At 72.5% G+C, this 23,652-nt stretch carries 19 protein-coding genes and 1 tRNA gene; 7 read left to right on the top strand and 13 right to left on the bottom strand.

All coding sequences use genetic code 11. The annotated features are described in order from the left end of the window. Nucleotides 1–3 precede the first annotated feature (3 nt). Both KF837_15540 and dnaA read right to left on the bottom strand, forming a co-directional pair. Nucleotides 4–705: a hypothetical protein gene (locus KF837_15540; protein MBX3228732.1), complete on the bottom strand. Its 702-nt coding sequence runs from the start codon at nt 703–705 to the stop codon at nt 4–6. A 56-nt stretch (nt 706–761) separates the two neighbouring features. Next, nucleotides 762–2,171, bottom strand: coding sequence for a chromosomal replication initiator protein DnaA (dnaA, locus tag KF837_15535; GenBank protein MBX3228731.1), 1,410 nt, complete (start codon nt 2,169–2,171; stop codon nt 762–764). 534 nt (nt 2,172–2,705) lie between these two features. On the opposite strand from dnaA, the gene KF837_15530 reads away from it, so the two are divergent. Further along, the gene (locus KF837_15530) at nt 2,706–3,695 is read left to right on the top strand and encodes a hypothetical protein (GenBank protein MBX3228730.1); all 990 of its coding nucleotides are present in this window, start codon (nt 2,706–2,708) and stop codon (nt 3,693–3,695) included. Here the strand turns inward: KF837_15530 and KF837_15525 are convergent. From KF837_15525 to KF837_15510, 4 genes are all read right to left on the bottom strand, one after another. Next, entirely contained in the window at nt 3,686–4,417 is a 732-nt protein-coding gene (locus tag KF837_15525) for a hypothetical protein (GenBank protein MBX3228729.1), read from the bottom strand. The two genes, KF837_15530 and KF837_15525, sit on opposite strands and share 10 nt — an antisense overlap. A 157-nt stretch (nt 4,418–4,574) precedes the next feature. Continuing rightward, nucleotides 4,575–5,987 (bottom strand): hypothetical protein, encoded by a 1,413-nt coding sequence (locus KF837_15520; protein ID MBX3228728.1) that lies wholly within the window; start codon nt 5,985–5,987, stop codon nt 4,575–4,577. Continuing rightward, nucleotides 5,984–6,592, bottom strand: coding sequence for a tRNA-(ms[2]io[6]A)-hydroxylase (locus KF837_15515; protein ID MBX3228727.1), 609 nt, complete (start codon nt 6,590–6,592; stop codon nt 5,984–5,986). The genes KF837_15520 and KF837_15515 overlap by 4 nt, the downstream gene beginning before the upstream one ends. A gap of 48 nt (nt 6,593–6,640) precedes the next feature. Further along, the gene (locus KF837_15510; GenBank protein MBX3228726.1) at nt 6,641–7,129 is read right to left on the bottom strand and encodes a hypothetical protein; all 489 of its coding nucleotides are present in this window, start codon (nt 7,127–7,129) and stop codon (nt 6,641–6,643) included. A gap of 40 nt (nt 7,130–7,169) precedes the next feature. Here KF837_15510 and KF837_15505 point away from each other — a divergent pair, with 40 nt between their 5' ends. Next, on the top strand, nt 7,170–7,604 hold the full coding sequence (locus KF837_15505) for an acyl-CoA thioesterase (GenBank protein MBX3228725.1): 435 nt from the start codon (nt 7,170–7,172) through the stop codon (nt 7,602–7,604). Here the strand turns inward: KF837_15505 and KF837_15500 are convergent. Next, entirely contained in the window at nt 7,601–8,881 is a 1,281-nt protein-coding gene (locus KF837_15500; protein MBX3228724.1) for a serine/threonine protein kinase, read from the bottom strand. The two genes, KF837_15505 and KF837_15500, sit on opposite strands and share 4 nt — an antisense overlap. A 55-nt stretch (nt 8,882–8,936) precedes the next feature. Here KF837_15500 and KF837_15495 point away from each other — a divergent pair, with 55 nt between their 5' ends. Beyond that, on the top strand, nt 8,937–9,302 hold the full coding sequence (locus KF837_15495; protein ID MBX3228723.1) for a hypothetical protein: 366 nt from the start codon (nt 8,937–8,939) through the stop codon (nt 9,300–9,302). A 93-nt stretch (nt 9,303–9,395) separates the two neighbouring features. On the opposite strand, the gene KF837_15490 is transcribed toward KF837_15495, so the two are convergent. Beyond that, nucleotides 9,396–12,356 (bottom strand): carboxypeptidase regulatory-like domain-containing protein, encoded by a 2,961-nt coding sequence (locus KF837_15490; protein ID MBX3228722.1) that lies wholly within the window; start codon nt 12,354–12,356, stop codon nt 9,396–9,398. 78 nt (nt 12,357–12,434) lie between these two features. Between KF837_15490 and KF837_15485 the strand changes: the two genes are divergently transcribed. Further along, on the top strand, nt 12,435–13,607 hold the full coding sequence (locus KF837_15485; GenBank protein MBX3228721.1) for a VWA domain-containing protein: 1,173 nt from the start codon (nt 12,435–12,437) through the stop codon (nt 13,605–13,607). Nucleotide 13,608: 1 nt separating this feature from the next. On the opposite strand, the gene KF837_15480 is transcribed toward KF837_15485, so the two are convergent. From KF837_15480 to KF837_15465, 4 genes are read right to left on the bottom strand one after another with little or no spacing between them, the layout of a single operon-like run. Beyond that, nucleotides 13,609–14,751 (bottom strand): hypothetical protein, encoded by a 1,143-nt coding sequence (locus KF837_15480; GenBank protein ID MBX3228720.1) that lies wholly within the window; start codon nt 14,749–14,751, stop codon nt 13,609–13,611. A 39-nt stretch (nt 14,752–14,790) separates the two neighbouring features. After that, on the bottom strand, nt 14,791–15,498 hold the full coding sequence (locus KF837_15475) for a hypothetical protein (protein ID MBX3228719.1): 708 nt from the start codon (nt 15,496–15,498) through the stop codon (nt 14,791–14,793). Nucleotides 15,499–15,516: 18 nt separating this feature from the next. Then, nucleotides 15,517–16,350, bottom strand: a complete 834-nt coding sequence (locus tag KF837_15470) for a hypothetical protein (protein MBX3228718.1) — start codon at nt 16,348–16,350, stop codon at nt 15,517–15,519. Nucleotides 16,351–16,378: 28 nt separating this feature from the next. Then, entirely contained in the window at nt 16,379–17,563 is a 1,185-nt protein-coding gene (locus tag KF837_15465) for a GNAT family N-acetyltransferase (GenBank protein ID MBX3228717.1), read from the bottom strand. Nucleotides 17,564–17,578: 15 nt separating this feature from the next. Between KF837_15465 and KF837_15460 the strand changes: the two genes are divergently transcribed. The 3 genes from KF837_15460 (at nt 17,579) to KF837_15450 (ending at nt 23,065) form a co-directional block, all read left to right on the top strand. Further along, the gene (locus tag KF837_15460) at nt 17,579–20,593 is read left to right on the top strand and encodes a response regulator (protein MBX3228716.1); all 3,015 of its coding nucleotides are present in this window, start codon (nt 17,579–17,581) and stop codon (nt 20,591–20,593) included. A 39-nt stretch (nt 20,594–20,632) separates the two neighbouring features. Beyond that, nucleotides 20,633–22,930: a sulfatase-like hydrolase/transferase gene (locus KF837_15455; GenBank protein ID MBX3228715.1), complete on the top strand. Its 2,298-nt coding sequence runs from the start codon at nt 20,633–20,635 to the stop codon at nt 22,928–22,930. 48 nt (nt 22,931–22,978) lie between these two features. After that, a tRNA-Ser gene (locus KF837_15450) sits at nt 22,979–23,065 on the top strand. A gap of 286 nt (nt 23,066–23,351) precedes the next feature. Here the strand turns inward: KF837_15450 and KF837_15445 are convergent. Further along, nucleotides 23,352–23,651, bottom strand: coding sequence for a hypothetical protein (locus KF837_15445; protein MBX3228714.1), 300 nt, complete (start codon nt 23,649–23,651; stop codon nt 23,352–23,354). Nucleotide 23,652: the final 1 nt, after the last annotated feature.

Genomic DNA, 23,652 nt, shown 5'->3' with positions numbered 1-23,652 from the left:
CCCTCACGGCGTGTGCCAGACCTCGTAGTCGTCGACGAGGAAACACGCCGGCGAGACGGAGCTGCGCGGCTCGCCGTAGAGGTACGTGTTCATGCGCTTCACCGGCCTCGTGAGCTCGAAGTCGGCCTCGATCATCTGCCACTCCGTGCTCAGCATCCGCGGCGCGCCGTCCTTGATCTCGATCTGCGAATAGTCGTCACGCTGCGAGCGGAGGACGAGGACCACCTCGAACGGCGTCATGCCGTCCGGCACCCGTACCCACGCGCGCGCGCGGTACGTGCCGAGCGGCGGGTCGAGCATGACCTGCGTGTCGATCGAGAAGAGCCCGTTGCTGGAGCTGCGACAGATGCGGCACGAGCCACCGCCGGTGCGCGCGGTCGGATCGGAGGAGCGGATCGAGCGGTAGCCTCCGGCGGGCTCGCAGTCGACGTTCTCCCGGTCCTCGAAGTAGGACGCGGCGGGCGGCATCAGGTTCACGACCGGCGTGTCCGCGCCCGTGTCCGCGTCGGCGCTCGGCGTCGTCGTGTCGTCGGGTGCGCCGCCGTCCGTCGCCGCGGACCCGCCGGGCCCCTCCGGCGGCGCGCCGTCACGCGCGGTGTCCGCGTTCCCACCCCCGGACGCGTACTCCTCCATCGACGGCAACGCGCAAGCGCCCCCGACGAGGATCCACCCACTCGCGAACGCGACGCCGCGGACGAAGCGCACGAACCCATCGTAGCGCGATCCTCTCCACGAGAGGACACGACCTGCCGCGCGGCGTGTCAGTCGCCGGTGCCGAGCTTTCGCTCGATGGCCTCGAGGTGTGCGCGGACCTCCGGGTCGGTGGAGCGGAGGTGCTCGACCTTGCGCACGGCGCTCATGACGGTCGTGTGATCGCGGTTGCCGAACGCGCGACCCAGCTCCGGGAAGCTGCACTTGAGGCGCTGCTTGCAGAGGTACATCGCGACGTGGCGCGCGAAGGCGATGCTCTTGTGGCGGTCCTTCGAGAGGAGGTCCGACGTGCGGAGCTTGAAGTGGTGGCAGACGACGCGCTGGATGTCGTCGACGCCCGCCTCGTTCGGCTTCGCGCTCGACGTCGCGGCGAGCTCCTGCCGCGCGAAGTCGAGGTCGATCGCGCGCCCTTGCAGCGACGACTTCGCCGCGAGGCGGATGAGCGTGCCTTCGAGCTCGCGGACGTTCGAGCGGATCGTCTGCGCGAGGTAGAGGACCACCTCGTCGGCGAGCTCGATCTGCTCCATCTGCGCCTTCTTGCGGAGGATCGCGACGCGCGTCTCGAGCTCGGGGCCCTGGATGTCGGCGACGAGGCCCCACGAGAAGCGCGAGACGAGACGCTCTTCCATCCGCTCGAGCTGCTGCGGGTACTTGTCGCTCGTGACGATGATCTGCTTGTCGGCCTGGTGGAGCGCGTTGAACGCGTGGAAGAACTCCTCCTGCGTCTGCGTCTTCGAGGCGAGGAACTGGATGTCGTCGACGAGGAGGAGATCGCAGCGCTCGCGGTAGCGGCTGCGGAACTCGGTCATGCGGTTCTCCTGCAGCGACTGCACGAACTCGTTCACGAACTTCTCCGCCGACACGTAGAGGATGCGCGACTGCGGGCGCTCCGCGCGGATGCGGTGCGCGACGGCGTGGACGAGGTGCGTCTTGCCGAGGCCGGTCCCCCCGCAGAGGAAGAGCGGGTTGTGACGCGGACCGCCGCCGCCCGCCGCGCCGATCGCCGCCGCGTGGGCGAGCTGGTTCGACGGACCGACGACGAAGTTCGCGAAGGTGTACTTCGGGTTCAGCCCCTCGAGCGGGGGGGCCTTCACCGCCGTCGCCGCCTTGCGCGACGCGGGCGGCTCGTCCGAGATCGGCGAGGTCATGATCGGCCGCATGCGCGAGCCGGTCGGCGACTCGTCCCCGAGCCCCGTCACCGGGCGCTCCAGATCGCCGCCGATACTCCACGCGATCTGAACGCTCCACCCGGTCTGGCTCCGCAGGTAGTCGACGAGCGTCGGCAAGAAGTGCTGGTCGACCCACTCGCGCACGAACTCATCGCGCGCGCGCAGGCTGACGACACCGTCCGTCATACCGTCGAACTGAACGCCGGAAAACCACTGCTCGAAGCTCGCGGGCGACTTCGCCCGCGTGAACGCAACAGCCTCGTTCCAGAGCAACTCGTGCTGCATCTCCATCCGTTCCAGCGAATGAAAACCTTCGGCCTCTTGAGACGACCGCATCTGTCCCCCGACCTCGCGCACAACTTCTCCACAGGGCTGTGGACTCCAGCCCTTCGCGACAAAAAGTCACCGTCGACGCCCAAGACACTCTCGAGCGCTAGCTGCTCTGCGCCGGGCTTCCCGTCCCGTACGCAGCCCCGCCGTGACGGGAAGGATGGAGCTAGCACCGCCAAGTCACGGTCGACAACGACCATCGTAAAAGATCCGACAAGTCACTGGAATGAATGCACTTTATTCCTTGTAGACCACCTCCAAAATGCGCGTAAACCGCATGCACTTTCGTGGGGGTGTTGATAAGTCAGCGACGTCTTTTCGTAATCGGCCCGACACCGGCCGGACACGAAATGACACCCGGCCGGTTTCCCGAGACAAACGCTGTCAAGAGTCGACGTTCGGCCGTGATTTCCGAGCGCGGAAGCTCCCGAAGAGGCGCTCGGTTTTGCCGAAAACTTGTCCGAGCACGGTCCGCGTTGGTTAGGGTGCCCGACGGTGCGGCACTTCAGGAAGCGATCGGTCTGCGCAGCGGCTCTGGCGAGCGCCGTCGTCTTCGCATGCAGCCGCGCGCAAGCTTCGCCGTCGTCGACCTCGATCGAGCAGGGCTACGAGCTCGGCGAAGTGCAGCACCCGCGCACCGTCGGCATGGCCGGCGCGAACCAGGTCTGGGGCGGATCGACCTCGGCGATCTTCGCGAATCCCGCGAATCTATCGCTTTATCGGGTATACCATCTCGAGGGCCTCGCCGCGTTCGGGCCGGAGGCCGGGCGCCAGAGCTACGGCGGCGCCGTCGTCGACTCGAGCACGAGCCGCGTCGCGGGCGGCTTCGGCGGCACGTGGTCGCAGATGGATCAGGACGGCATCAAGCGGCAGTGGACCGATCTTCGGCTCACGCTCGCGTATCCGCTCGGCGATCGCTTCCACATCGGCGTCACCGGCCGCTACTTCCGCTCGACGCAGGGCACGCAGCGCGGCCCGTTCGGTGCGAGCCCCGCCTCGGACGGGACGCCGACCGATCCGATCGCGAGCCAGTTCACCTTCGACGCGGGCGTCGCGATCGCGATCACGGAGCAGCTCCGCTTCGCGGTGAGCGGCAGGAACCTCACCGCGCCCGGCACGAGCCTCATGCCCACCGCCGTCGCAGGCGGCCTCGGCTGGTCGAACCAGACCGTCTCCGCGGAGGCGAACACGCTCGTCGACTTCACGACGTGGAGCGGTCCACGCGCGCGCGCGATGCTCGGCGGCGAGATCCTGCTCGCCGATCACATCCCGCTCCGGACCGGCTACCGCTACGACGCGGGGATGAAGACGCACGCGCTCTCGCTCGGCGCGGGCTACGTCGACCGCCGCTTCTCGATCGACGTCGCGGGCCGCCGCGACATCGTCGCGGACCACCCGTCGACGCTCATCTCCGTCGGCCTCCGCTTCTTCATCGACTCCGGCGGCGCCAACGAGGGCACGCCGACGGGCACCGATCAGCTCTGATCGGCCCAGAGACGCAGGCACAGGTCGTCGCTCGCGTGCCGCACGGCGAGGACGGGCGCGATCGGCGCGTCGCCCGGCTCCTTCGGGACCTTGCCGACCGCGAGCGGATGCGTGTCGGCCTCGGGACCGCAGAGGTTCGCGGTCGCGCGCGGGACCGAGAGCGCGACGATGCGTCCGAGGGTGAGGGGCGTCCCGCGCGAGACGCCGAGGCGCGCGACGAGCGACGTGGCGCCGGACGCGTCGGGCTCCGTCGCGTCGACGACGGCGCGGATCCGGAGTGACGCCATCTCGCCGCGCGCGAGCGCCTTCGTCAGCGAATCGCCTTTGATCGTCACGACGATCCCCGCCATCGTCTCGCGTCCGAGGAGCGGATGCGCGCTCGAAGGACGTCGCGGCACGCGCTCGGTCGGGAGCGGCTCCCCCACGTCGTCGTCGGCGGGCTCGAGGGCGCCGTCGGCGAGCGCGACGAGGTGCGCGTCGATCGCGCGCGGCCCCGGCGCCCCGAAGGCGACGTGGAACCGGAGCGCCTCGCCCTTCCACTCGCCGCGCGGCAGGTTGATCTCGTGCACGACCGAGAACGTGCGGCCGCCGTGATGTTTGACCTTCACGCGCGCGATGCTCGGCAACATCGCGAGCGGCGTGAGCGGCGGAGGCGGCGGCGCCGGCGCCGGCTTCGGCGGCGCCGCAAACGCGAGCGCGAGCGCGAGCGTGCGACGAATCACGGCCCGGCCCCCACGCTTCGATTACACGCAACGCCACTCGACCAAGCGCCGCCTCGGCCGTGGACGGCGCCGAGCGACCGAGCGCCTCGACCATGCGCGCCGCCGAGCAACCGAGCGCTTCGAGCACGCGCGCCGCCGAGCAACCGAGCGCTTCGAATCAACCGAGCGTCTCCTCGAACGTGCGGGCGATGCGGTCGATGCCGGTGGGCTCGTCGCCTTGCCATACGGGGCCGGCGGCGACGTGGGCGAGGCGAGCGGCGGCGCGCGGGTTGTCGAACCAGTCCTCGTCGTGGCGCTCGACGAGGTCCGTCGCGGCGCCGAACGCGCGCACCGCGGCGGCGAGGCGCGCGGGGACGTCGTCGCGACAGCGCCCCGAGAAGCCGCCGTTCGCCCACGCGACGCCGAGCCCGCGCGCGAGCGGCCGCCCGAACAGGCGCGCGGAGACGTGCTCGATCTCGTCGTCGGTCGCGGACTCGCCTCGCCCGAGCCACGCGACGGCCGCGAGCGCGCGCAACGTGAAGAAGCTCGCACGCGCGAGCACACGCGCGTGCGCGTCGGCGGCGCGCGCGGGGAGCCCGAGCTTCCGCTTCGCGAAGGCGCGGCTCGCGAGCGCGAGCGCGAGGAGATCGCCGTGGAGGAACGCCTCCGTCGGCGCAGGATCGCGGGCGAGCGCGAACGGCAGCGACCTCGCCGTGCTCGCGACGCGCGCCGCGAACCCCCAATCCGCCGCCGCACGAAGAAAGCTCGCCCCCCCAATCGCCATCGGAAGCACGAACGCACCGCCGTCCGCCGCCCCCCTCGCGCGCGCGCCCACGAACGCGCCGCCCTCCGCCCCGCGCGAGCCCGCGTGCGCGCCGCCATCCGCCGCGCCGCCCTCCGCCCCGCGCGAGCCCGCGTGCGCGCCGCCATCCGCTGCGCCGCCCTTCGGCGGGCGTGGGACGACCGTGCGGAACACGTCCTCGAGCCAGCGGGGCGTGAGGCGCGCGGGCCAGCCTTCTCGCGCGTCGCGTGCGAACGCGTCCTCGATCGAACGCGCCGGTGAGGCGCCGTGGCGCTTGTGTAGATCGCGCGCGAGCGGCTCCGTCGCGTCGAGCACCGCGGTCGCGACCGCGCTCACCGTCGCGACGCCGCCGTCGAGCGCGAGCGCCCACGGATGATCGAGGCCGAGCCGCCGCGCGATCTCGAAGCGGCGCATGCGCCGTTCCCGCCGGACCGCCGCGATCGGATCCGCGAGCTCGCCCATCCGCCCGAGCGTCTTCTCGAGCTCGACGACGTTCGGCGCGATGAGCAAGCCGCGCCGCGCCTCGTCGTACGTCCGCGCGACCGCGACGGGCCCCCTCGCCTTCGCGAGCGCAGGGTCCTCCGCCACCTCACGCTCCGCCTCCTCCTCCGCGAGGTCGGCGCCGATGCGGCGCTGCACGAGCTCGTGGATCCAGCGCAAGAGCGCGGCTCGATGCGGCGCCTGGATCGGCCCGACCTCGAGCGCAAGGACCGCGTCGTACGTCGACTTGCCGGCCACCTCGCGCGAAGCACGCGCGACGCCGGCGTCGATCGTGACGAGGTCGATCATCCGTGGACCGCCCCGCGCTGATCGCTCTCCGCGAGCCCGCGCACGATCCGCGCCTCCGCCTCGGCGAGGAGCTCGAGCCTCGGCTCGACCAGCGCCGCGAGCGGACCCGCGGCCTGCTTCGCGAGGTCGACGTACTGGCGGTAGTGCTTCGCCTCGCACTCGAACAGCTCCTGGTAAAATACACGCAAATCGTCCGCGCAGTCCGCCGGCAGCGCGGAGAGCAGGAGCTTGAACCGCTCGCACGACCGCGCCTCGATGAGCGCCCCCACGAGCAGGCGGTTCGCGAGGAGCGGGAGCTCGCTCGGCGGCAGCGCGTTCATCGCGCGCCGGAGCTGCGCCGCGTAGTCGTCGACCGGCGGGACCCCGAGCGCGAGCCCCCGCTTCGCGAGGAACGCCACGACGCGATCGAAGTGCTCGAGCTCCTCTTGCGCGATCGCGGTGAGCGCGCGGACGAGACCGAGGTCCTGCGGATGGCGCACGACGAGCGAGAGCGCGTTGGTCGCCGCCTTCATCTCGCAGTGCGCGTGATCGACGAGGACGGCGTCGAGGTCCTTGATCGCCTCCCGCGCCCACGCCTCGTCGGTGGTCTGTCGGAGACAGAGCATGTCTCAGGGGATAGCACGTGAGCGCTCGGTCTTCCGAGCGCGTCTTGGCTAGCGCCGCTTCGCGCCCGCGCGCCCGCCGAGGGCGGCGAAGCCGATCGCGATCGTGCCCACGACGAAGAGCGAGACGACGAGCACGAGCGGCGTGAGCAGCGAGCGCGACAAGAGCGCGGCGACGATCGCGACGACCGCGCCCGACACCGCGCCGATGCGCGCGCCCGGCCCGGTCCCGAAGCGCCCGACGATGTAGCCGCCCGCGAACGCGGCGATCGGGAGCCCGACGATGGTGGGCGCCGCGATCAAGAGCATGAGCCACGCGCGCTCGAGGTCGCCCGCCTGCGCGAGCGCCTCGCTCGTGACCCCGGCCGTGAGCCGCTGCGAGATCGCCCCGCCGATGAACGAGAGCGGCAGCCACGCCGCGAAGATCGCGACGACGCCGAACCCCGCCCAGTGCCACGGCGGGCGCTCCTCGTCCTCACCCGTCCCCTCGGAGGGAGGCGGATCGTTCTGAAGCACAGGCAGGCGCCGACGCTCGGCCATCGCCCTCGAAGCTTAGCGCCGATCATGGTAGGCGCGGCGCGTGAGCTCCATTTTCCCGCCGATCGATCCGGTCAAAGCGACGAGCGCGATGGAGGTCCGCGTCCGCTTCGCGGAGACGGACCTCATGGGCATCGTGCATCACTCGTCGTACCTCCTCTACTTCGAGGCGGGCCGCGTCGAGTGGCTGCGCAGCCGCGGCGTCACCTACGCGGACTGGGCGGCGAAGGGCGTGCACCTCCCGGTCGTCGACGTGAACGTGAGCTACAAGTCGCCGGCGCGCTTCGACGACCTCGTCACGGTCGAGACCGCGCTCACCGAGCTCCGCTCCGCGAGCCTGAAGTTCGGGTACCGCGTGAAGCGCGGCGACCAGCTGCTCGTCGTCGGCGAGACGCGCCTCGCGTGCATCGACGACGCGTCGAACCTGCTCCGCATCCCCGAGCCGATGCGCGACGTGCTGCTCGCCGCGCCGGCCTAACCGCCTTCGGCCGCGCCCGCGATCACGCCGCACATGGCGCAGGTGGAGATGAAGAGCGTCAGGACGACGGCGATGATGAGGAGCGTGATCGTGCCGGCGCCCATGCCCTCCGGCGGCCGCACCGGTAAGCGGCGCATCCACGCGGGATGGGCGCCGGGCGGCGGCGTCCCGATCGGCGGCCCCGACGGCCACGGCTGTTGCGGAGGCGCCGGACCTCTCGCCCCGAACCCGGGCGGCGTCGGGGGCGGCGGCGTCCACATCGCGGCCGACGGCATCGACGGCCGCGGCCCGCTCGGCGCGACGTTCGTCGCCGCGAGCGGGTTCGCGCCCTGACCGACCGTGATCGGCCGCTGCATCGTCGTCGCGCTCCGTGTCTTCGCCGCCGACGAGAGCGCGACCCACAGCTGCTCGATGTCGGCGAAGCGGTTCTTCGGATCGACCGCGAGCGCGCGCGCGCAGATCGCCTCGAGCTCGTCGGTGACGTTCGCGCCGCGCGTGCGCGGGGTCGGCCTGCGCGTCGTGTCCATCGCCGTGCGCATGACGCCGACCACGTCGTTCGCCTCGATCGGCGCGCGCCCGGTGAGGATCTCCGTCACGAGGAGCGCGAAGCCGTACACGTCGGTCGCGAGCCCGGTCGCGCCGACGCGCGGATCGAGCTGCTCCGGCGCGGCGTAGAGCCACGTGAACGAGCCGAGCGTGCCGCGGGTGAGCCCCGCCTCCGCCTCCGACACGATCTTCGCGATCCCGAAGTCGAGGACCTTCACCCGCCCGCCGTTCACGAGGAACACGTTGGCGGGCTTGATGTCGCGATGCGCGACCTGGTGTTTGTGCGCGACGCCGAGCCCCTCCGCGACCGGAGCGAGGATCGTCAGCGCCTCCTGGATCGAGCGTCCGCCGAGGCCCTGCCGCTGCCGCTCCTCGAGGTCGTCCTCGAGCGAGCGGCCCTCGAGCCACTCGAGCACCGTGAACGGCGCCCAGACCCCGGCCGGCGTCGTGGTCGCGTTGAAGTCGAGCGCGCGCACGATGTTGAGCGACGACTGCGACAGCGTGTAGAGGAGGCGCGCCTCGGCGCGGAACTTCTCGAGCACGAGCGCGTTGACGCGCGCGTCGCCGCCGTCGAGCCCCTTCAGGAGCTTGATCGCGATCGGCTGATCGAGCGTGAGGTGGTGCCCGCGGTACACGGCGCCGAAGCCGCCTTCACCGACCATCCGATCGACGCGGTACTGCCCTTCGAGCACGACGCCCGCGATGCCGAACGGATCCTGGAGCGCGTGCACTGACCCGATCTTTATCTCAGCGCGACCTGACTAAGATAGTCTGTGCGTCCGCGCGATGCGCAAGCTCGTCCTCCTCGGGACCCTCCTCGCTCTCGCCGCTTGCAAGCCTTCGGGCTCCAAGCGACTCGAGGGCCATTGGAAGGGCATCCGCGCCGAGGGCGTCGACCCGAGCGCGCAGGCGAACGCGACGGCCTTCGCGCTGAGCACGGAGATCATCGCGCAGGGCAACCAGATCGCGGTCCAAACTCAAGCGGGCCGCAGCGGACCCGCCACGTACGTCGTCGACAAGGAAGAGGGCGCGACCCTCGTCATCCACACCGATCAGGCCGCGACGGAGACCTTCACCTTCACCGAGAAGGCCGATCAAATGACCTGGCACGTCGACCAGACCCAGACGATCGTGTTCCGTCGGGTTCCCTAGTTTCGAGAGGGCGCTGCCCTCTCGAGCTCTCCCGCTGGGGGCCGTCGCGCGCGGGGCGCGCTCCGCGCCCCCAGACCCCCCGAGAGGGGCGGGTCAGCGGCGGACGGGTTCGCGGGGGACGCGGAGGGTGAGGGCGCGGTCGCCGCGCTTCAGGCGGATCAGGACGTCGTCGTTGACCGGGCCCGAGAGGCGGGCGCGCGCCTCCGCGATCGTCGTCACGTGCGCGCCGCCGACGTCGACCAGCACGTCGTCGACCGCGAGGCCGCCGCGCTCCGCTTCGCTCCCCTCCGTCACCGCGACGACGACGACCTCCTGCGTGTCCGTCTCGCCGAGCGTCACCGCGACGCCGCCGGTCGCGACCGGCTCGCGCGACGACGCCTCGCTCCCGCGCGCGATCACCAGCTTCACGCCGTCGGTCGTGCGCCCCGCCCACGCGCGGATCTCGGATTTGCGCGTCCGCCCGATGTCGGCGGCGTACGCCTCGAGCGTGATCATCCCCTCCGCGAGCTCGGTGAGGCGGAAGCGGCCCTTGCCGTCCGTCACCGCCATGCCGGTGGGCGCCGCGCCGACGGGCAAGTAGGTCGGGACCGAGTCCTTCGCCACGCGCGCGCCCGCGACGGGATCGCCGCGCGTGTCGACGACGACGCCCTCCACGATCGCCTCCTCCGCGAGCTCGACGCGCGGCACCTCGCTCGGCTTGCGGCCGCCGCGCTCCTCGATCGTCACCGCGCGCTCCGCCGGCGCGCGACCCGCCGCGCGGACGCGCAGGCGCGCGGGGCCGGGCGCGATCTCGCCGAACGTGTAGACGCCCTCCTTGTTCGTGCGCGCGTGGCGGACGCCGGCCTCGGTCTGGAGCGTCACCTTGGCGCCGGCGATCGGCTCGCGGCGCTTCGTCGTGACCTCGCCGGTGAGGCCCTCGGCGGGGCCGAGCTCGATCTTGAGCGACTCGATCTCCGCGGTCGTGGTGAGCACCTTGCCCGCGCGTCCCGGCGCGTGCGCCTCGACGCGGAGCGCGACGCCCCTCGCGCCGGCGAGCCGCGCCTCGCCGCGCGCGTCCGACCACGCGGTGACGCGCAGCGCCTCGTTCGCGTCGAGCGACACGGCGGAGACCTGCGCCGCCTCGATCGCGCTGCCGCGCGTGTCCGTCACCTTCACGACGAGCGCGGGGCGCGGCTCCGGCAGCGTGACGTCGACGCGCTTCTTGCCGCCCTCCGGCACCGTGACCTCGACCCGCGCCACGATCGCGGTCGGGTCTTCGTCCCGCGCGACGAGGAGCACGATCGCGTCCGGCAGCGCGGCGAAGGCGAAGGAGCCGTCCGAGCCCGTGCGCGACATGTGCTCGAGCGAGCCGTGGGTCGCGAGCGCGGTGACGTGCGCGCCCTCGATCCCGCGGCCGCGCGAATCGACGACGCGGCCCTCGAGGAGGCCGCCGCGACCGAGGACGACGGTGACGCGCGCCTCCTTGTTCGACTCGAGCGTCACCGTCTCGCTCATCGCGTCGACGTACTGCGGATGATGCACGAGCGCGCGCACGCGCCCGGGCGGGACCGGGTGAGCGCGGAACTCGCCGCCGCGGCCGGAGACCCACGGCTCCGCCCGCGGCGCGTTGCCGGCGCCGGCGGTGGGGAGGCCGTTCACGTCGCCGAAGCCGAGCTGGACGATGGGGCCGCGCGGGATCGGCGGCACCGGCCCCGGCATCACGCCGAGCTCGCCCGCGGGGACGAGCGCGGTCGGGCCCGCGACGCGCGCCGCGAAATGCGCCTCGCGGAACGACGCGCGCGCGGGGTCCTCGTCGATCGGCATGCCCTCGAGATCGGTGCCGACGACGCGGATCGTCGCGCCGTCGATCGAGTCGCCGCGCGCGTCGACGACGCGGCCGACGAGCGCGCCGCCACGCGCGAGCGCGATCTTCACCTCTTGCTGCGGCGCCTCCTCGTCGATCGCGACCGCGGACCGCGGGACGTAGTCGTCCGCGCGCGCGGAGAGGGTGGCGGCGCCGTGGAGGATGGGGCCCAGCGTCGCGCGCCCGCGCTTGTCGGAGACGCCCTCGATCGGGAACGGCGAGAGCCCTCCCTCCGCCAGCGTGATACGTGCATTATGCACATCCTCCTCCGTCGCCGCGTCGGTGACGTGGACCGCGATCATCACGCCTTGCTGGAGGACGAGCTTCACCGCGCGCTCTTCGCCCTTGTCGAGGACGATCCCGAGCTCGATCGGCGACACCTTCGCGCCGTGCGTCGCGCGGAGCGCGTAGCTCCCGCGATCGAGCCCCGAGATGCGCACGCGGCCCTCCTTGCCCGCCTCCGCGACGCGGGGCGCGCCCAGCACCGACGCGTCGAGGAGCACCTTCGCGCCGGGCGCGGGCGCGCCGTCCTCGGTCGCGACCTCGACGAGGAGCGCGCCCTGTTTTCCGAGCACGATCGTGAGACGCTCGCCCTCGGGCACGCGCCGCCGCGTCGCCTCTTCGAAGCCCGGCGCGCGCGCCGTCACCGTCCACGGACCTTCGCCGAGGCGGGTCACCTGCGCGAGCCCGCTCGCGTCGGTGCGCGCCCCGACCGGGAACGGATCGGGGCCGCGCGTCTCGATCTCCGCCCCCGCGACCGGCGCGCCTTGCTCGTTCTTCACCTCGACCTCGAGCGTGTGCTCGGGGCCGAGCTCGAGATCGAGCCGCCGCGCGCCCGCGACGATCGCGACCATCTGCGAGGCGCGCGCGTGCCCGCTCGCCTCGGCGACGACCCAGTGCTCCGCGGCGGGGAGGTCGGTGAGCGTCGCGCGGCCGGTCGCGTCGGTCTCGGCCGCCCCCGCGGCGTGCGCCTTCCCGTCGAGGATCGCGAACGCACGCACGCGCGCGCGGACGAGCGGACCTCGTCCCGTGCCCGTGACCACGACGTCGAGGATCCCGTCGCGGCCCTTCACCGTCTTCGGGACCTCGGGCGCGGTCAGCTCGACCGAGACCTCGTGGAGGACGGCGCCCGGCCAGCCCGCCACGTAGAGGAGGGCGAGGACCGCCACGAGCACGGCGGACATCCGGTGGAAGAGCGGCGGCGCGGACACGGACGAACCAACGAGAGCACAACCGAAGGCCGAGGCCGAACCTTCCGCGATCGGGCAGATCTGCTACCTTGAACGGTCGTGCGCCCGCGCTCCTCCCTCGTCGTGGCGCTCGCCGGAATCGCAGGCGCGCTCACGCTCTCCGCGGGCTGCAGCGACGGACGGCCGCCCGTCGCCGGCGACACGAGCGGAGGTCCACCCGGAGGGCGGAGCAGCACCGTCTTCGACACGAGCGACGGCGGTCGTGTGTCGCCGCCGGGCTGCGGGACGAGGGACGACGGCACGGCGTGCGAGTGCGTCGATGCCCCGCTCTTCGTCGATCCGCCGACGATCTACTTCGTCCTCGATCGCTCCGGCAGCATGAGCCTCGACGACAAGTGGACGCAGGTCCGCTTCACCGTCGCCAACGTCATGCGCAGCCTCGGGCCGCGCGCGAACTTCGGCGCGGCGGTGTTCCCGGGGCGCGACGAGCAGTGCTCGGCCGGCATCGAGGTGCTGCCGGTGACGAACGGCGATCCGCCGTCATCGACCGCCGACGGCCCCGCGACGAGGGCGCTCATCGCCGCGACCGCCTACCACCCGAACGGCGGCACCCCGACCGCGTCGACGCTCCAAGCGGTGCACGCGCGCCTCGCCGGCATCAGCGGTCGCCGCTTCGTGATCCTCGCGACCGACGGCGCCCCCAACTGCAACGTCAAGGCGGTCTGCGGCCTCGACCAGTGTCAGCCGAACATCGACGACTTCCAGGGTTGCTCGCCGAACGGCCCGAGCTGCTGCGACGGCGTCCGCGGCTCCCCCGCCAACTGCAACGACGCGGCGCCGACCGTCGCGGCGATCGGCTCGCTGCGCGCCGACGACATCCCGGTCTTCGTCGTCGGACTGCCGGGGACGCAGGCCCCCGTCTACACGAGCCTCCTCGACTCGATGGCGGTCGCGGGCGGCGTCGCGAACCCGACGAGCCCCAGGTTCTTCCGCGTCGACAGCGCGAGCGCGAGCGCGATGCTCGTCGCGCTGAAGAAGGTCGCCGCGAAGATCACCGCGACGTGCGCGTACGACCTCAAGGAGCCGCCGAAGGCCCCCGACCTCGTGAACGTCTACCTCGACGACGTGGTCCTGCCGAAGGAGCCGGTCAACGGCTGGTCGCTCGAAGGCAAGACCGTCACCCTCCTCGGCAACGCCTGCGACCGCGTGCAGTCCGGCGACGTCCTCGACGTCCGCATCATCGCGGGCTGCCCCACGATCGAGCCGAAGTAGCTCAGTGGAGGGTGTGCCACGCGCCGTCTTGCTCGACCTTGAGCGAGACGGTGGTGATGGGCGCGATCCCATCCTTCGTGTCGTCGGCGTCGGCGAGCGCCCGCGCGATGCGCGCGTCTTCGATCGCCTCCTCGCGCTCCCAGCGCGCGAGGATCGCCTTCGTGCGGCGGCGGCGGCGGACGTAGGCGACGACGAGGCCGACCACGACGAGGACCCAGACGAGGCCGCCGCCGGTGAGGATCGGGATGACGGAGAAGCGCTGATCGAGGTTGCGGCGCCACTCGAGCTCGAGCCGGCGAAGGTCCGCGTTGTACGCCTCGGCCACCGCGCGCTCGAACGGCTGCCCCTCGCGGATGCGCTCGATCATCGCGGCGAAGCGCACGCGATCGGAGCCGCGGAGCATGAAGCGCACGAAGTCGGCGCTCTCGGCGTAGGCGATGTTCACCTCGAACGGGTTCGCGGGGAAGCTGCGGTCGAGCTCGGAGAGCGGGATGAGCGTGTCCGAGAGCGTCGCGTTCCAGAGGACCTGCGTGCGATCGAACCTGCCCTCGTTCGACAGCGAGATCGCGAGGCCTTCGTTGAACCAGACCGGCATGTGCCGCCCCTCGACCGCGTCCTCGAGCGCGACGTGCGCCATCTCGTGCTGGAACACCTCGAAGAGATCGGTCGCCTCCGCGCCGCGCGGCGCCATCATCGTGAGGAGCACGAGGTGACGGCCGTGGTAGGCGACGCCGCTCGCGTACGCCGGCGGCGGCGCGTCGGCGGGCGCGAGGCGCGCCATGTCCGCGAACGTCGGCGCGACGCGGACGGTGACGCGCTCGAGCACCGGCACGCCGAACGTCCTCGTGAGCTCGGCCTTCACCGCGGCCGCGTTCTCGAGGATCGGCTGCACCCGCTCCGCCGCCGCGGGCGGATAGGCGAGCTCGAGCCAGCCGAGGTCCTTCGTGACGTAGCTCGGCGGGAGCGCCGGGATCGGACCATGCGACACCGCGGAGTCGCGCGGCGCGGTGAGCGGCGCCGTCTTCTCGACCGCGGGGCCGGGCGCCGGTCCGAGCTCCGGCCCCGCCGCGCGCGCGACGTCGATCTGGAAGATCACGCCGAGCGCGAGCAAGAGACCGAAGAGGAAACGGGACCAGCGATTCATGAGCTACTTGAGATGCCGTCCGTCCGGGACCCGTCGCTCTCAGCGCGGGAGGTTCATCCGAACATGGATCGGGTCGTCGCTCTTGTCTTGCACGGCGAAGAAGAAAATCCCGCCGATCACGAGCGCTCCCGCGATCGCACCCCAGAGCCAGGGGGACTTGTAGAAGGGGCGGTCCTCACGGCGCTCGGGCGGCGGTTTCGGTAAAGGTTTCGCAGGGCTGACAACGGGCGGAGGGGGGAAACGAGCCGCGATCGAGGCGGCGGTAGCCTGCCACGGCGCCTCGTCGCCCGGGGTCGGCTCGTAGCGCGCGGCGTCGAAATCGCCGGTCTCGGCCACGAACAGACGCGCGATCGGGGTTGTTCCCGCGTCCGCGTCTTCGGCCGGCTTCGTCGAGACGACGAGGATCCCTTGCAGCCCGAGCTCGCGCGCGATCGTCGCGAGGAGACGGCGGCTCGCGGCGTCGTCGCTCGATCCTCCGATCGCGGCGCGGAGCTCGCCGAGCTCGCGGACCTCCTTCGTCGCGGCCGCGGGCGCCGGATCGCCGGCGAGCACCCGCGCGCGGATCTCGTCGAGCGCGCGCGGGCGGAGCGAGGTCACGTAGACCGCGCGCGCGAGCGCGAACGCGTCGTCGCGCGCGCCGGCGGTCCCGAGGACGGCGACGCCCTGGCTCCTCGTCTGCGCGCTCGCGGGCGCGGCGACGAAGAGGAGCACGAGGAGCTGGAAGACGAAGACGAAGCGCCGGAACAAGGCGCGCGGACCTTAGCCTCAGCGCCCGAAGAGATCGAGGACCAGCGCGTGGAGCGGCGCGCCGTTCGGGAGGATCCCGCGGAGCTTCGTGTCGAAGCGGAGCATCGTGAGGCCGACGACGAGGATCAGGATCGCGGCCGGCAAGCCGACGACGGCGAGCGGCTTCACGCGCGTGAACGTCCGCGTCGACGTGAGCATCGCGCCGACCGTGAGCGCGATCGCGTCGACGATGCCGGCCGCGGCGTGCAGCTCCTCCGCGCGCGCGGTGCGCACGATGACGAGGACGAGCACGATCGTCGCGCAGATGCCGACCGCGGCGAGGCCGGTCGTCTGGAGCTTGCCGCCGCCGCGTCCGATCATGCTCGTCGTCCGGCGCGCGAGGAGCCCGACGATCACGCCGCTGATGACGGCGAAGAACGCGAAGGTCACGCCCGCGAGCGCGTGATGGTGCGTCGTCTTGCGCAAGACCGCGCCGAAGATCGCGAGGAGCCCGATCTCCGTCACCGCCCACCAGAGCACGCCGATGACGAGGAGCGGCGCGCGCTCGCCGAGGAGCTGCCGGACGCCGACGCGCGCGCGACGCAGCACCGCGACGCCGAGGACCGCGATCGGGATCGCGAGCGCGGAGAGGATGACCCAGCGGACGATCATCGTGCCGAACGATCCTTCGCCGCCGAGGCGCAGCACGGCCGGGAGCGACGACGCGATCCCGGAGGCGACGCCGCCCGCGACGACGATGCCGATGCGGAGCACGAGCGACGTCGAGGTCTCCTCGTCGTCCTCGCGCTGCGGATCGGTCGCCGGCCGAGGCCGACGGCTGATCCGCTCCATCTGCGGTCGCTGCTGGTGCATCACGGGAAAGAAGCCCGGGACTATAGCGTCAGAACGCGTCGAACGGCATCACGGGCGGGAGCCGGAGGACGGGATCGACGCGCGGATCCGCCTCCGCGAGCCCCAGCGCGGTCGCGTCGAGCGCGCCGAGGCCGCCGTATAGGATCGCAGCGAGCGTCGCGCGCGTGGTCACGAGGCGCGGCGCGCTCTTGCTCGCTCTCGGGAGGACCGTCGCGCGCCCGCCAGCGACGCGGACCCCGACGCGCTCGTCGCCGACCTCGACGGCGAAGGAGCCGTCGCGGAGATAGCCGCGCGCCTCGAGCGCGGTCGTGAGGTCGCCGATGCGCACCATCGGCCCGCCGACGATCTCGCCGAGCGAGTGCTCCACCACCGCGTCGCCGTAGCGCCGGCCGTCCGCGTCGACGAGCGCGCGCTCGAGCGGATCGCCGTCCGCGACCTCGAGCTCGATCGTGGCGACCTGATCCTTCATCCGGCCGAGCGCGCCGACGAGCGCGCGGCGCGCAGCGGGATCGGCCGCGACGAGCTCGTCGACGACGAGCGTCGTCTCCGCGTGCGGCTCGTCTTGGCGGAGGACGAAGGAGACGTAACCGGTCACGCGATCGGTGACGAACAGCGTCCGCTCCTCGTTCGCGAAGATCCGATCCCACACCGCCTTCGGCCGCGAGTGGACGCCGCTCGACGCCCGCGCCACACGCTCGAAGAGACGCTCGAGCGCGGCGCGATCGGCGCCCCGCGCGCGCCGCACCGATCCGTCCCAAGCCCGCGGAATGGAACGAGGATCGAACGCGAGCCGACGGCGCGAGGACGCCGCGGCGTAGCCGAGGCGCGCGTAGTAGCCCTGGCGGAACGCGTAGAGCATCGTGAGCGGAGCGCGCCGGCGGTCCTGGAGGAGGTGGATGTGCTCCATCAACGCGCCCGCGATGCCGCGGCCGCGCGCCTCGGGCGCGACCGAGACCGAGGCGATGCCGCCCGTCTTCACCGGCCGCCCACCCCAGTAGGTGCGGAGGCGGAAGAGCTGCGTCTGGGCCATGATTTCCCCGTCGATCTCCGCGACGATGAGGTCGTCGATCGTCCCCAGCGGGTGCTGGAACAGCGCTCGTTCCCGGTCGGCGTGGCTGCCCGGCGACGGGTACGCGGTCCGTTCGAGGTCGATGCAGCGTTCTTTGTCGGCGTCGGTCGCGCGCCGGAAATTGGGCCGGTCCAAGAGCAGCATGTTAGCCGCCTCTTAATGCATTCTGCACCCACGTCTGCCCGCTCGAACTCGAAGAACGGTGGCGCTCGGCTCGGCGGGGCTCGCGCCGACTTCGTCGCCGGCCTCGGCCGCAAGGTCGCCGACCTGCGCGGCGTGCACCAGCGCGTGCGGGAGGACGCGGACGGCGCGCGGAGCGAGCTGCGGCGCAAGCTCTCGAACCTCGCGTCGTCGGCGAAGATGATGAAGTTCGACGCGATGGAGCGCGCGATCGGCGAGACGCTCGGGATGATCGACCGCGCGCCGGCCGACGCCCAGCTCGAGGCGGTCGACCTCGACGCGATCGAGCAGCTCATCGAGGACCTCCCCGCCCTCGCGTGGGGCGACGGCATGGCGCGCTCTTCCCGCGCAGAGGAGGCCGAGCAGCAGAGGGCGGCGCCGAAGCGCGAGGTGCTCGTCGTCGGCAACGCGCAGATCGCGGAGGCGCTCCTCTCGGGCGGCTCCGGCAAGATGGTCTTCACCTGCGAGACGACGCCCGACGCGGCGACCGCGTACGACCTCGTTCGCACGACGGAGCCGGACCTCGTCGTCCTCGACGCCGACGTCGCGAACGCGCTCGACCTCGTCGACGCGCTGATGGACGACCCGCTCACCGAGACGGTGCCGATCATCGTCATCGGCTCCTTCCAGGAGCACGGCGAGGCCTCGCGCTACGTCGCGATGGGCGTCGCGAAGACGGTCGCGAAGCCGATGACGAAGCACGCGCTGCGCGAGGTCTGCGAGGAGACGCTCTCGCCCGAGCGCGGCTCGCTCACCGCGCAGGCCGTCCTCGGCGAGCCCACCCTCGAGGAGCTCGGCGAGCGCCTCGCGCAGGAGGTCCGCGAGGCCATCGTCGGCCGCGCCGATCCCTCCGCGCGCGGCCGTCGCGTCGCGCTCGGACAGGGGACCGAGGTCCTCGGCGCGGTGTGGGGCGCGATCGCGCGCGTGCGCGAGGTCGTGACCGCGCGCTCCGACGGCGCGATCCGCTTCGCGGGCGGCCCCGAGGGCGCGCTCACGCCGGCGCTGCTCCTCCACGCGCCCGAGCTCGCGCGGAGCGACCGCGCGCAGCAGAAGCGCGAGCGCGCGAACGACGTCCGCCTCGAGGGCCGCCGCGTCGTCGTCGCCGACGACGATCCGGCGGTGGTGTGGTTCCTCGCCGATCTCCTGAAGACGGCGGGCTGCGAGGTGCTCGAGGCGTTCGACGGCCGCCACGCGCTCACGCTCGCGTACGAGCACTCGCCCGATCTCGTCATCAGCGACATCCTGATGCCGAACCTCGACGGCTTCTCGCTCTGCCGCGCGCTCCGCCGCGACGTCGCGCTCCGCGACACGCCGGTCATCCTGCTCTCGTGGAAGGAGGACCTCCTCCAGCGCGTGCGCGAGCTCGGCGCCAACGCCGCCGGCTACGTCCGCAAGGAGAGCGACACGCGCGCGATCATCGCCCGCGTCCGCGAGGCGCTCCGCGCGCGCGGCCGCATCGAGGCGCGCCTCCAAGAGGAGGGCGAGGTCCGCGGCCGCCTCGACGGCGTCAGCATCAAGACGCTCCTCGAGACGGTGAGCGCGATCCGCCCCGACGCGCGCATCTCCGTGCGCGACGCGTCGTTCCTCTACGAGGTCGAGATGCGCGGCGGCGCCCCGCGCCGCGTGACGCGCACCGACGCGGACGGCGGCTTCGTGAAGGGCGGCAAGATGCTCGCGCAGATGCTCGGCGTCGGCGCGGGCCGCTTCGCGGTGACGACGAGCACGTCGCCGATCGAGGCCGAGCTCGAGGGCAACCTCTCTTCGCAGCTCGCGAAGCCGACCGCGAAGGCGCGCGCGGCGATCGGCCTCCTCACCGGCGCGCGCGTGAACACGGTCGTGCGCGTCCGCTTCGACGAGGCCGCGCTCGTCGACTACCTCAAGGCGACGCCGGAGAAGGCGCGCCTCGTCGCGCGCCGCCTCGCGAACGGCGCGGCGCCGCGCGAGCTCGTCATCCACGGCGGCTGCGAGGCCGCGCTCCTCGACGACATCCTCTGCGACCTCGCCGCGCGCGGCCTCGTCGTCGCGATCGAGGGCGACGGCGGCGAGGACATGCTCACGCCGGCGGTGACGGCGCTCCTCCAGCACGTCGACGCGCGGGCCGACCTCCCGGTCCGCGGGGTCACCCCGCCGCCGCCGGCCGACCCGTTCGCCTGCGCCGACGTCGCGTCCGAGCCGGTCTGCGTCTCGCCCCCGCCGCCGCCGGCGCCCGCGCCGACCCCGCGCTCGCTCGAGGACGCGGTGCTCCGCGAGGTGAGCCACCGCTCCCCGTCGCCGGAGCCTCTCCCGAACGTCCAAATTTTCCCGTTCAACTCACCTTCACCGATGATCGTGGATCCGACGGGTCTCCGCCTCCGCGCGCCGACGCCGTCGCCGACCTTCATCGAGCAGATGGCGGAGCCGACCATCATCGACGCGCCGGTGCAGGCGCACGCGGAGGACGAGGAGGACGACATCTACCGCAGCGACGCGATCGTCCCCGGGCCGGAGGACGAGGCGATCCCGCAGATCTCGCAGCAGGAGATGACGCCGTTCGAGGCGGTGACGGACGACGGCGCGCCCGCGCCCGCGCCGCCGAAGAAGCGTGCGTGGCCGATGCTCGCGTTCATCACCGCGACGGGGGTGATCGCGTGGTCGGTCCTGCACTTCTCGACGAGCCTGCCGAAGCAGCAGGAGTCGCAGCCGCCGGCGGTGGAGATGAAGCTGCCGCCCGCGGCCGAGACCGCGCTCGAGCGCGCCGCCGAGCAGGACCGCGCGGACGAGGTGTTCTACACCGTGCTCGCGGCGGAGACGCAGGTGGCGGAGGGCGAGGGCGTCATCGACGTCACCGCGCCGCCGGACGCGGTGGTCCTCGTCGACGGCAAGGAGCGCGCGAAGGGCTCCGCCGCGATCCCGGCCTCCGCCGGCAAACACGCCGTGACGGTGAAGAAGGACAAGGAAGAGCACGACTGCACGATCGACGTCCGCATGAGCCGCGCCGCCCACGTGCGGTTCTGAGCGCTCGGAACCGGGCACCGTTTGCGGTAAAGAGCGCGGATGCCTCGGCTCCGCGCTCTTTTGCTTGGCGGCTTGCTTGGCGGCTTGCTTGGCGGCGTCGCGCTGGGCTGTTCGCGCGGAGCGAGCACGACGAGCGACTCCACGACGACGACGCAGGGAGCGCCGCTCGCCTCGGCGTCGGGCAAGCCCGCGGCGAAGGACGCGGCGAAGGACGCGGCCGTGATCGACTTCGTCGCGAAGGCGGACGACTGCACGTTCGGTCATCGCGGCGTGCTCCTCGACCTCGGCGATCCGTCGATGCGCGCGCGCATGTCCGGCACGAGGCTCACGAAGCCGGACGCGGAGGTGCGCGAGCGCGAGGGCGCGTCGTGGCTCAGCGTCCGCGCGCGCTCGCTGGAGCTCACGTTCGTGTCGTCGGTCGAGACGAGGCCCGAGGCCGGCGTCGTCATCGAGGCGCGGGCGCGCGGCGGCCTCGCGAAGAGCGCGTCGGCGTACCTCAACGGCAAGCCGATCGGCGCCCTCTCCTTCGCGAAGGGCGAGACGCAGATCGTCTCCACCCACGCGCAGGGCGTCATCCAGCGCGGACAGAACGAGCTCCTCCTCCGCTTCAACGGCGGCTCGAAGCAGCAGCACGACGCGCTCGCGGAGATCGACTGGGTCCGCGTCGGCCCCTACGACGGCGACGCCCCGTACGCCGCGCCCACGCGCGGCGACGCGCTCACCACGCTCGCCATCGCCGGCACGCCGCGCCGCGTCGTCTCGCTCCGCGCCCCAGGCTTCGATCGCTGCCCCGCCTTCATCCCGAACAACAGCGTGCTCGAGGGCTTCGTCGGCGTGACCGGCGGCGAGGCGGAGGCGGAGGTCCGCGTCGTCGTCGATCGCGCGGAGCCGCGCGTGGTCGGCAGCTTCCACCTCGGCGGCCCGAACGATCCGCCGGGCTGGCGTCCGCTCGCGCTCCCGCTCGGCGAGGTCGGCACCGTCGCCGCGATCGAGCTCGTCGCGAAGACGAGCACGAAGGGCGCGCGCGTCGCGTTCGGCGAAGCGCGCGTCGTCGCGCCGCCCTCTCCGCCGCCCGCCGCCGCGCCGCCCAAGGCGCGCGGCGTCATCGTCGTCGCGCTCGGCTCGACCTCGCGCCGCCTCCTCGCGCAGCACGGCGGCACCATCGCGCTGCCGGAGCTCGACGCCCTCGCGAGCGGCGGCACGGTCTTCGAATCGCATCGCGCGACCTCGAGCTTCGCGAACGGCGCGCTGGCCTCGATGCTCACCGGCCTCACCCCGCGCGAGCACGGCGTCGCCGACCCGGACGCGGCGCTCGGCGCGTCGCCCTTCATCGTCGCCGAGGCGGCGCGGCAGGCGGGCGTGATGACGGCGCTCTTCACCGCGAACCCGACGACGACGCAGGCCTTCGGCTTCGGCCGCGGCTGGGAGACGTTCGCGGCGAAGATGCCGGCCGACGACGACCCGTCCGCGACGCTCTTCGAGGACGCGGGCAAGTGGCTCGAGCAGCACAAGGACGATCGCTTCCTCCTCGTGCTCCACGCGCGCGGCGGCCATCCCCCGTGGGACGTGACGCCGGAGGAGGCGAAGGACCTCCCGCCCACGTATCAGGGCGGCCTCGATCCGAGGCACGCCGCCGAGGTCATCGCGAAGGCGAAGAAGACCGGGAGCGGCCGTCTCCCCGACGCCGACCGCGAGCGAGCCTTCGCCCTCCACGCGCGCGCGCTGGCCGCGCACGACGCCGCCCTCGGCGCGCTCGCGGCCCGCGTCCGCACGCTGGGCCGCGACAAGGACACGGTGTGGATCGTGACCGGCGACGTGGGTCTCGACACCGCCGCGCGCATCCCGTTCCTCGAGGAGGACACGCTCGACGAGGGCTCGCTCGCGATCCCGCTCGTCGTTCGCGCGCCCTCCGCCGCGCCCCGCCCCCGCACCGACGCCCCGACGAGCAGCATCGACGTGGCCCCGACGATCCTGGACGCGCTGGGCCTGGCGCCGCCCCCCCAGCTCCGCGGCACGAGCCTCCTCCGCCTGGCGGCGGGCCCGCCGGCCGCCACGGAGCGCGTGCTCGTCGCGTCCTCGTCCGCGCGCTTCTCGGCGCGCTGGGGCACCTTCGCGATCGTGGGCACGCGCGACCGCGAGCCGAAGATCTGCAACCTGACGCTGGACGCCGAGTGCCTGAGCGACGTGCGCGCGAGCCACCCGATCGCGACCGAGGCGCTCCACGCCCTCGTCTGGACGGACATCCTGAAGATGGACGCCAAGACGTCGGATCCCCCAAGCCCGCGCGCCAACGCCGACGGTCCAACCTCAGCCGCCCTCCACGCCTGGGGCCGCTGACCACCCTTCCGTTCCCGCGCCCTGTCGTGATACTTCTCGTCTGCCTTTGGAGAGGTGACCGAGTGGCCGAAGGTGCATGACTGGAAATCATGTGGGGGCGCAAGTCTCCCGCGAGTTCGAATCTCGCCCTCTCCGCTAGAACCAAACGACAATCCGACGGCACATGAATCAACGACCCATCAACGTGGGTCATTCATGGGCCGCTCGGAGGTCGACCCCATCGAAGCCGCGCTCGCCACGGCGCTAGCACGGGAGCTCGAAGCACGGCGCCTGGCGAGCACCGATGGGGTAGTCGTCCCGATCGCGGCGCGGCGAGCGAAGCGGTGAAGCGGCCCGATGGCATCGGGGAAGGCGAAGGTGAGCGCGGCGCAGGCAGTGACCGGCGCTGAATTCGCCGCCGCGTTTCGGCGCGCGATCGACCTCACGTTCGCGGCGGACCGTGCTCCTGGAGAAGCTGGACGACAAGCCGGGGGGCGAGACGGCACGCATCGCCAAGCGGGCGATCGAGGATGAGAGCGGCGCATGGGAACACGCTCGCACTCTCATTGACCGGAACGCGGAATACGAAGCCGCGCATCGCGTCAGCACGCTTCCGATCGAGGCGGCCGACGCGCTCGATCGCTACCAAGAGCACCTGCGTCAGCGCTACTCGGAACGTGCGCGGAAGAAGTTGCTCCGAACCGTTGTCGTGCGTGACGACATCGGCCTTATCGATCCGCACG

Source organism: Labilithrix sp. (assembly GCA_019637155.1).
GTDB lineage: Bacteria > Myxococcota_A > Polyangia > Polyangiales > Polyangiaceae > Labilithrix.
Note: the sequence above shows the minus strand (reverse complement) of the source record. Positions and strands in the feature narration are given on the sequence as shown.

Coding starts and splice junctions, on each gene's coding strand:
- KF837_15515 (MBX3228727.1), bottom strand. CDS start 6,592: ATGCTCTGTCTCCGACAGACCACCGACGAGGCGTGGGCGCGGGAGGCG.
- KF837_15465 (MBX3228717.1), bottom strand. CDS start 17,563: ATGCTGCTCTTGGACCGGCCCAATTTCCGGCGCGCGACCGACGCCGAC.
- dnaA (MBX3228731.1), bottom strand. CDS start 2,171: ATGGAGATGCAGCACGAGTTGCTCTGGAACGAGGCTGTTGCGTTCACG.
- KF837_15495 (MBX3228723.1), top strand. CDS start 8,937: ATGCGCAAGCTCGTCCTCCTCGGGACCCTCCTCGCTCTCGCCGCTTGC.
- KF837_15470 (MBX3228718.1), bottom strand. CDS start 16,350: ATGCACCAGCAGCGACCGCAGATGGAGCGGATCAGCCGTCGGCCTCGG.
- KF837_15460 (MBX3228716.1), top strand. CDS start 17,579: ATGCATTCTGCACCCACGTCTGCCCGCTCGAACTCGAAGAACGGTGGC.
- KF837_15510 (MBX3228726.1), bottom strand. CDS start 7,129: ATGGCCGAGCGTCGGCGCCTGCCTGTGCTTCAGAACGATCCGCCTCCC.
- KF837_15480 (MBX3228720.1), bottom strand. CDS start 14,751: ATGAATCGCTGGTCCCGTTTCCTCTTCGGTCTCTTGCTCGCGCTCGGC.
- KF837_15520 (MBX3228728.1), bottom strand. CDS start 5,987: ATGATCGACCTCGTCACGATCGACGCCGGCGTCGCGCGTGCTTCGCGC.
- KF837_15455 (MBX3228715.1), top strand. CDS start 20,633: ATGCCTCGGCTCCGCGCTCTTTTGCTTGGCGGCTTGCTTGGCGGCTTG.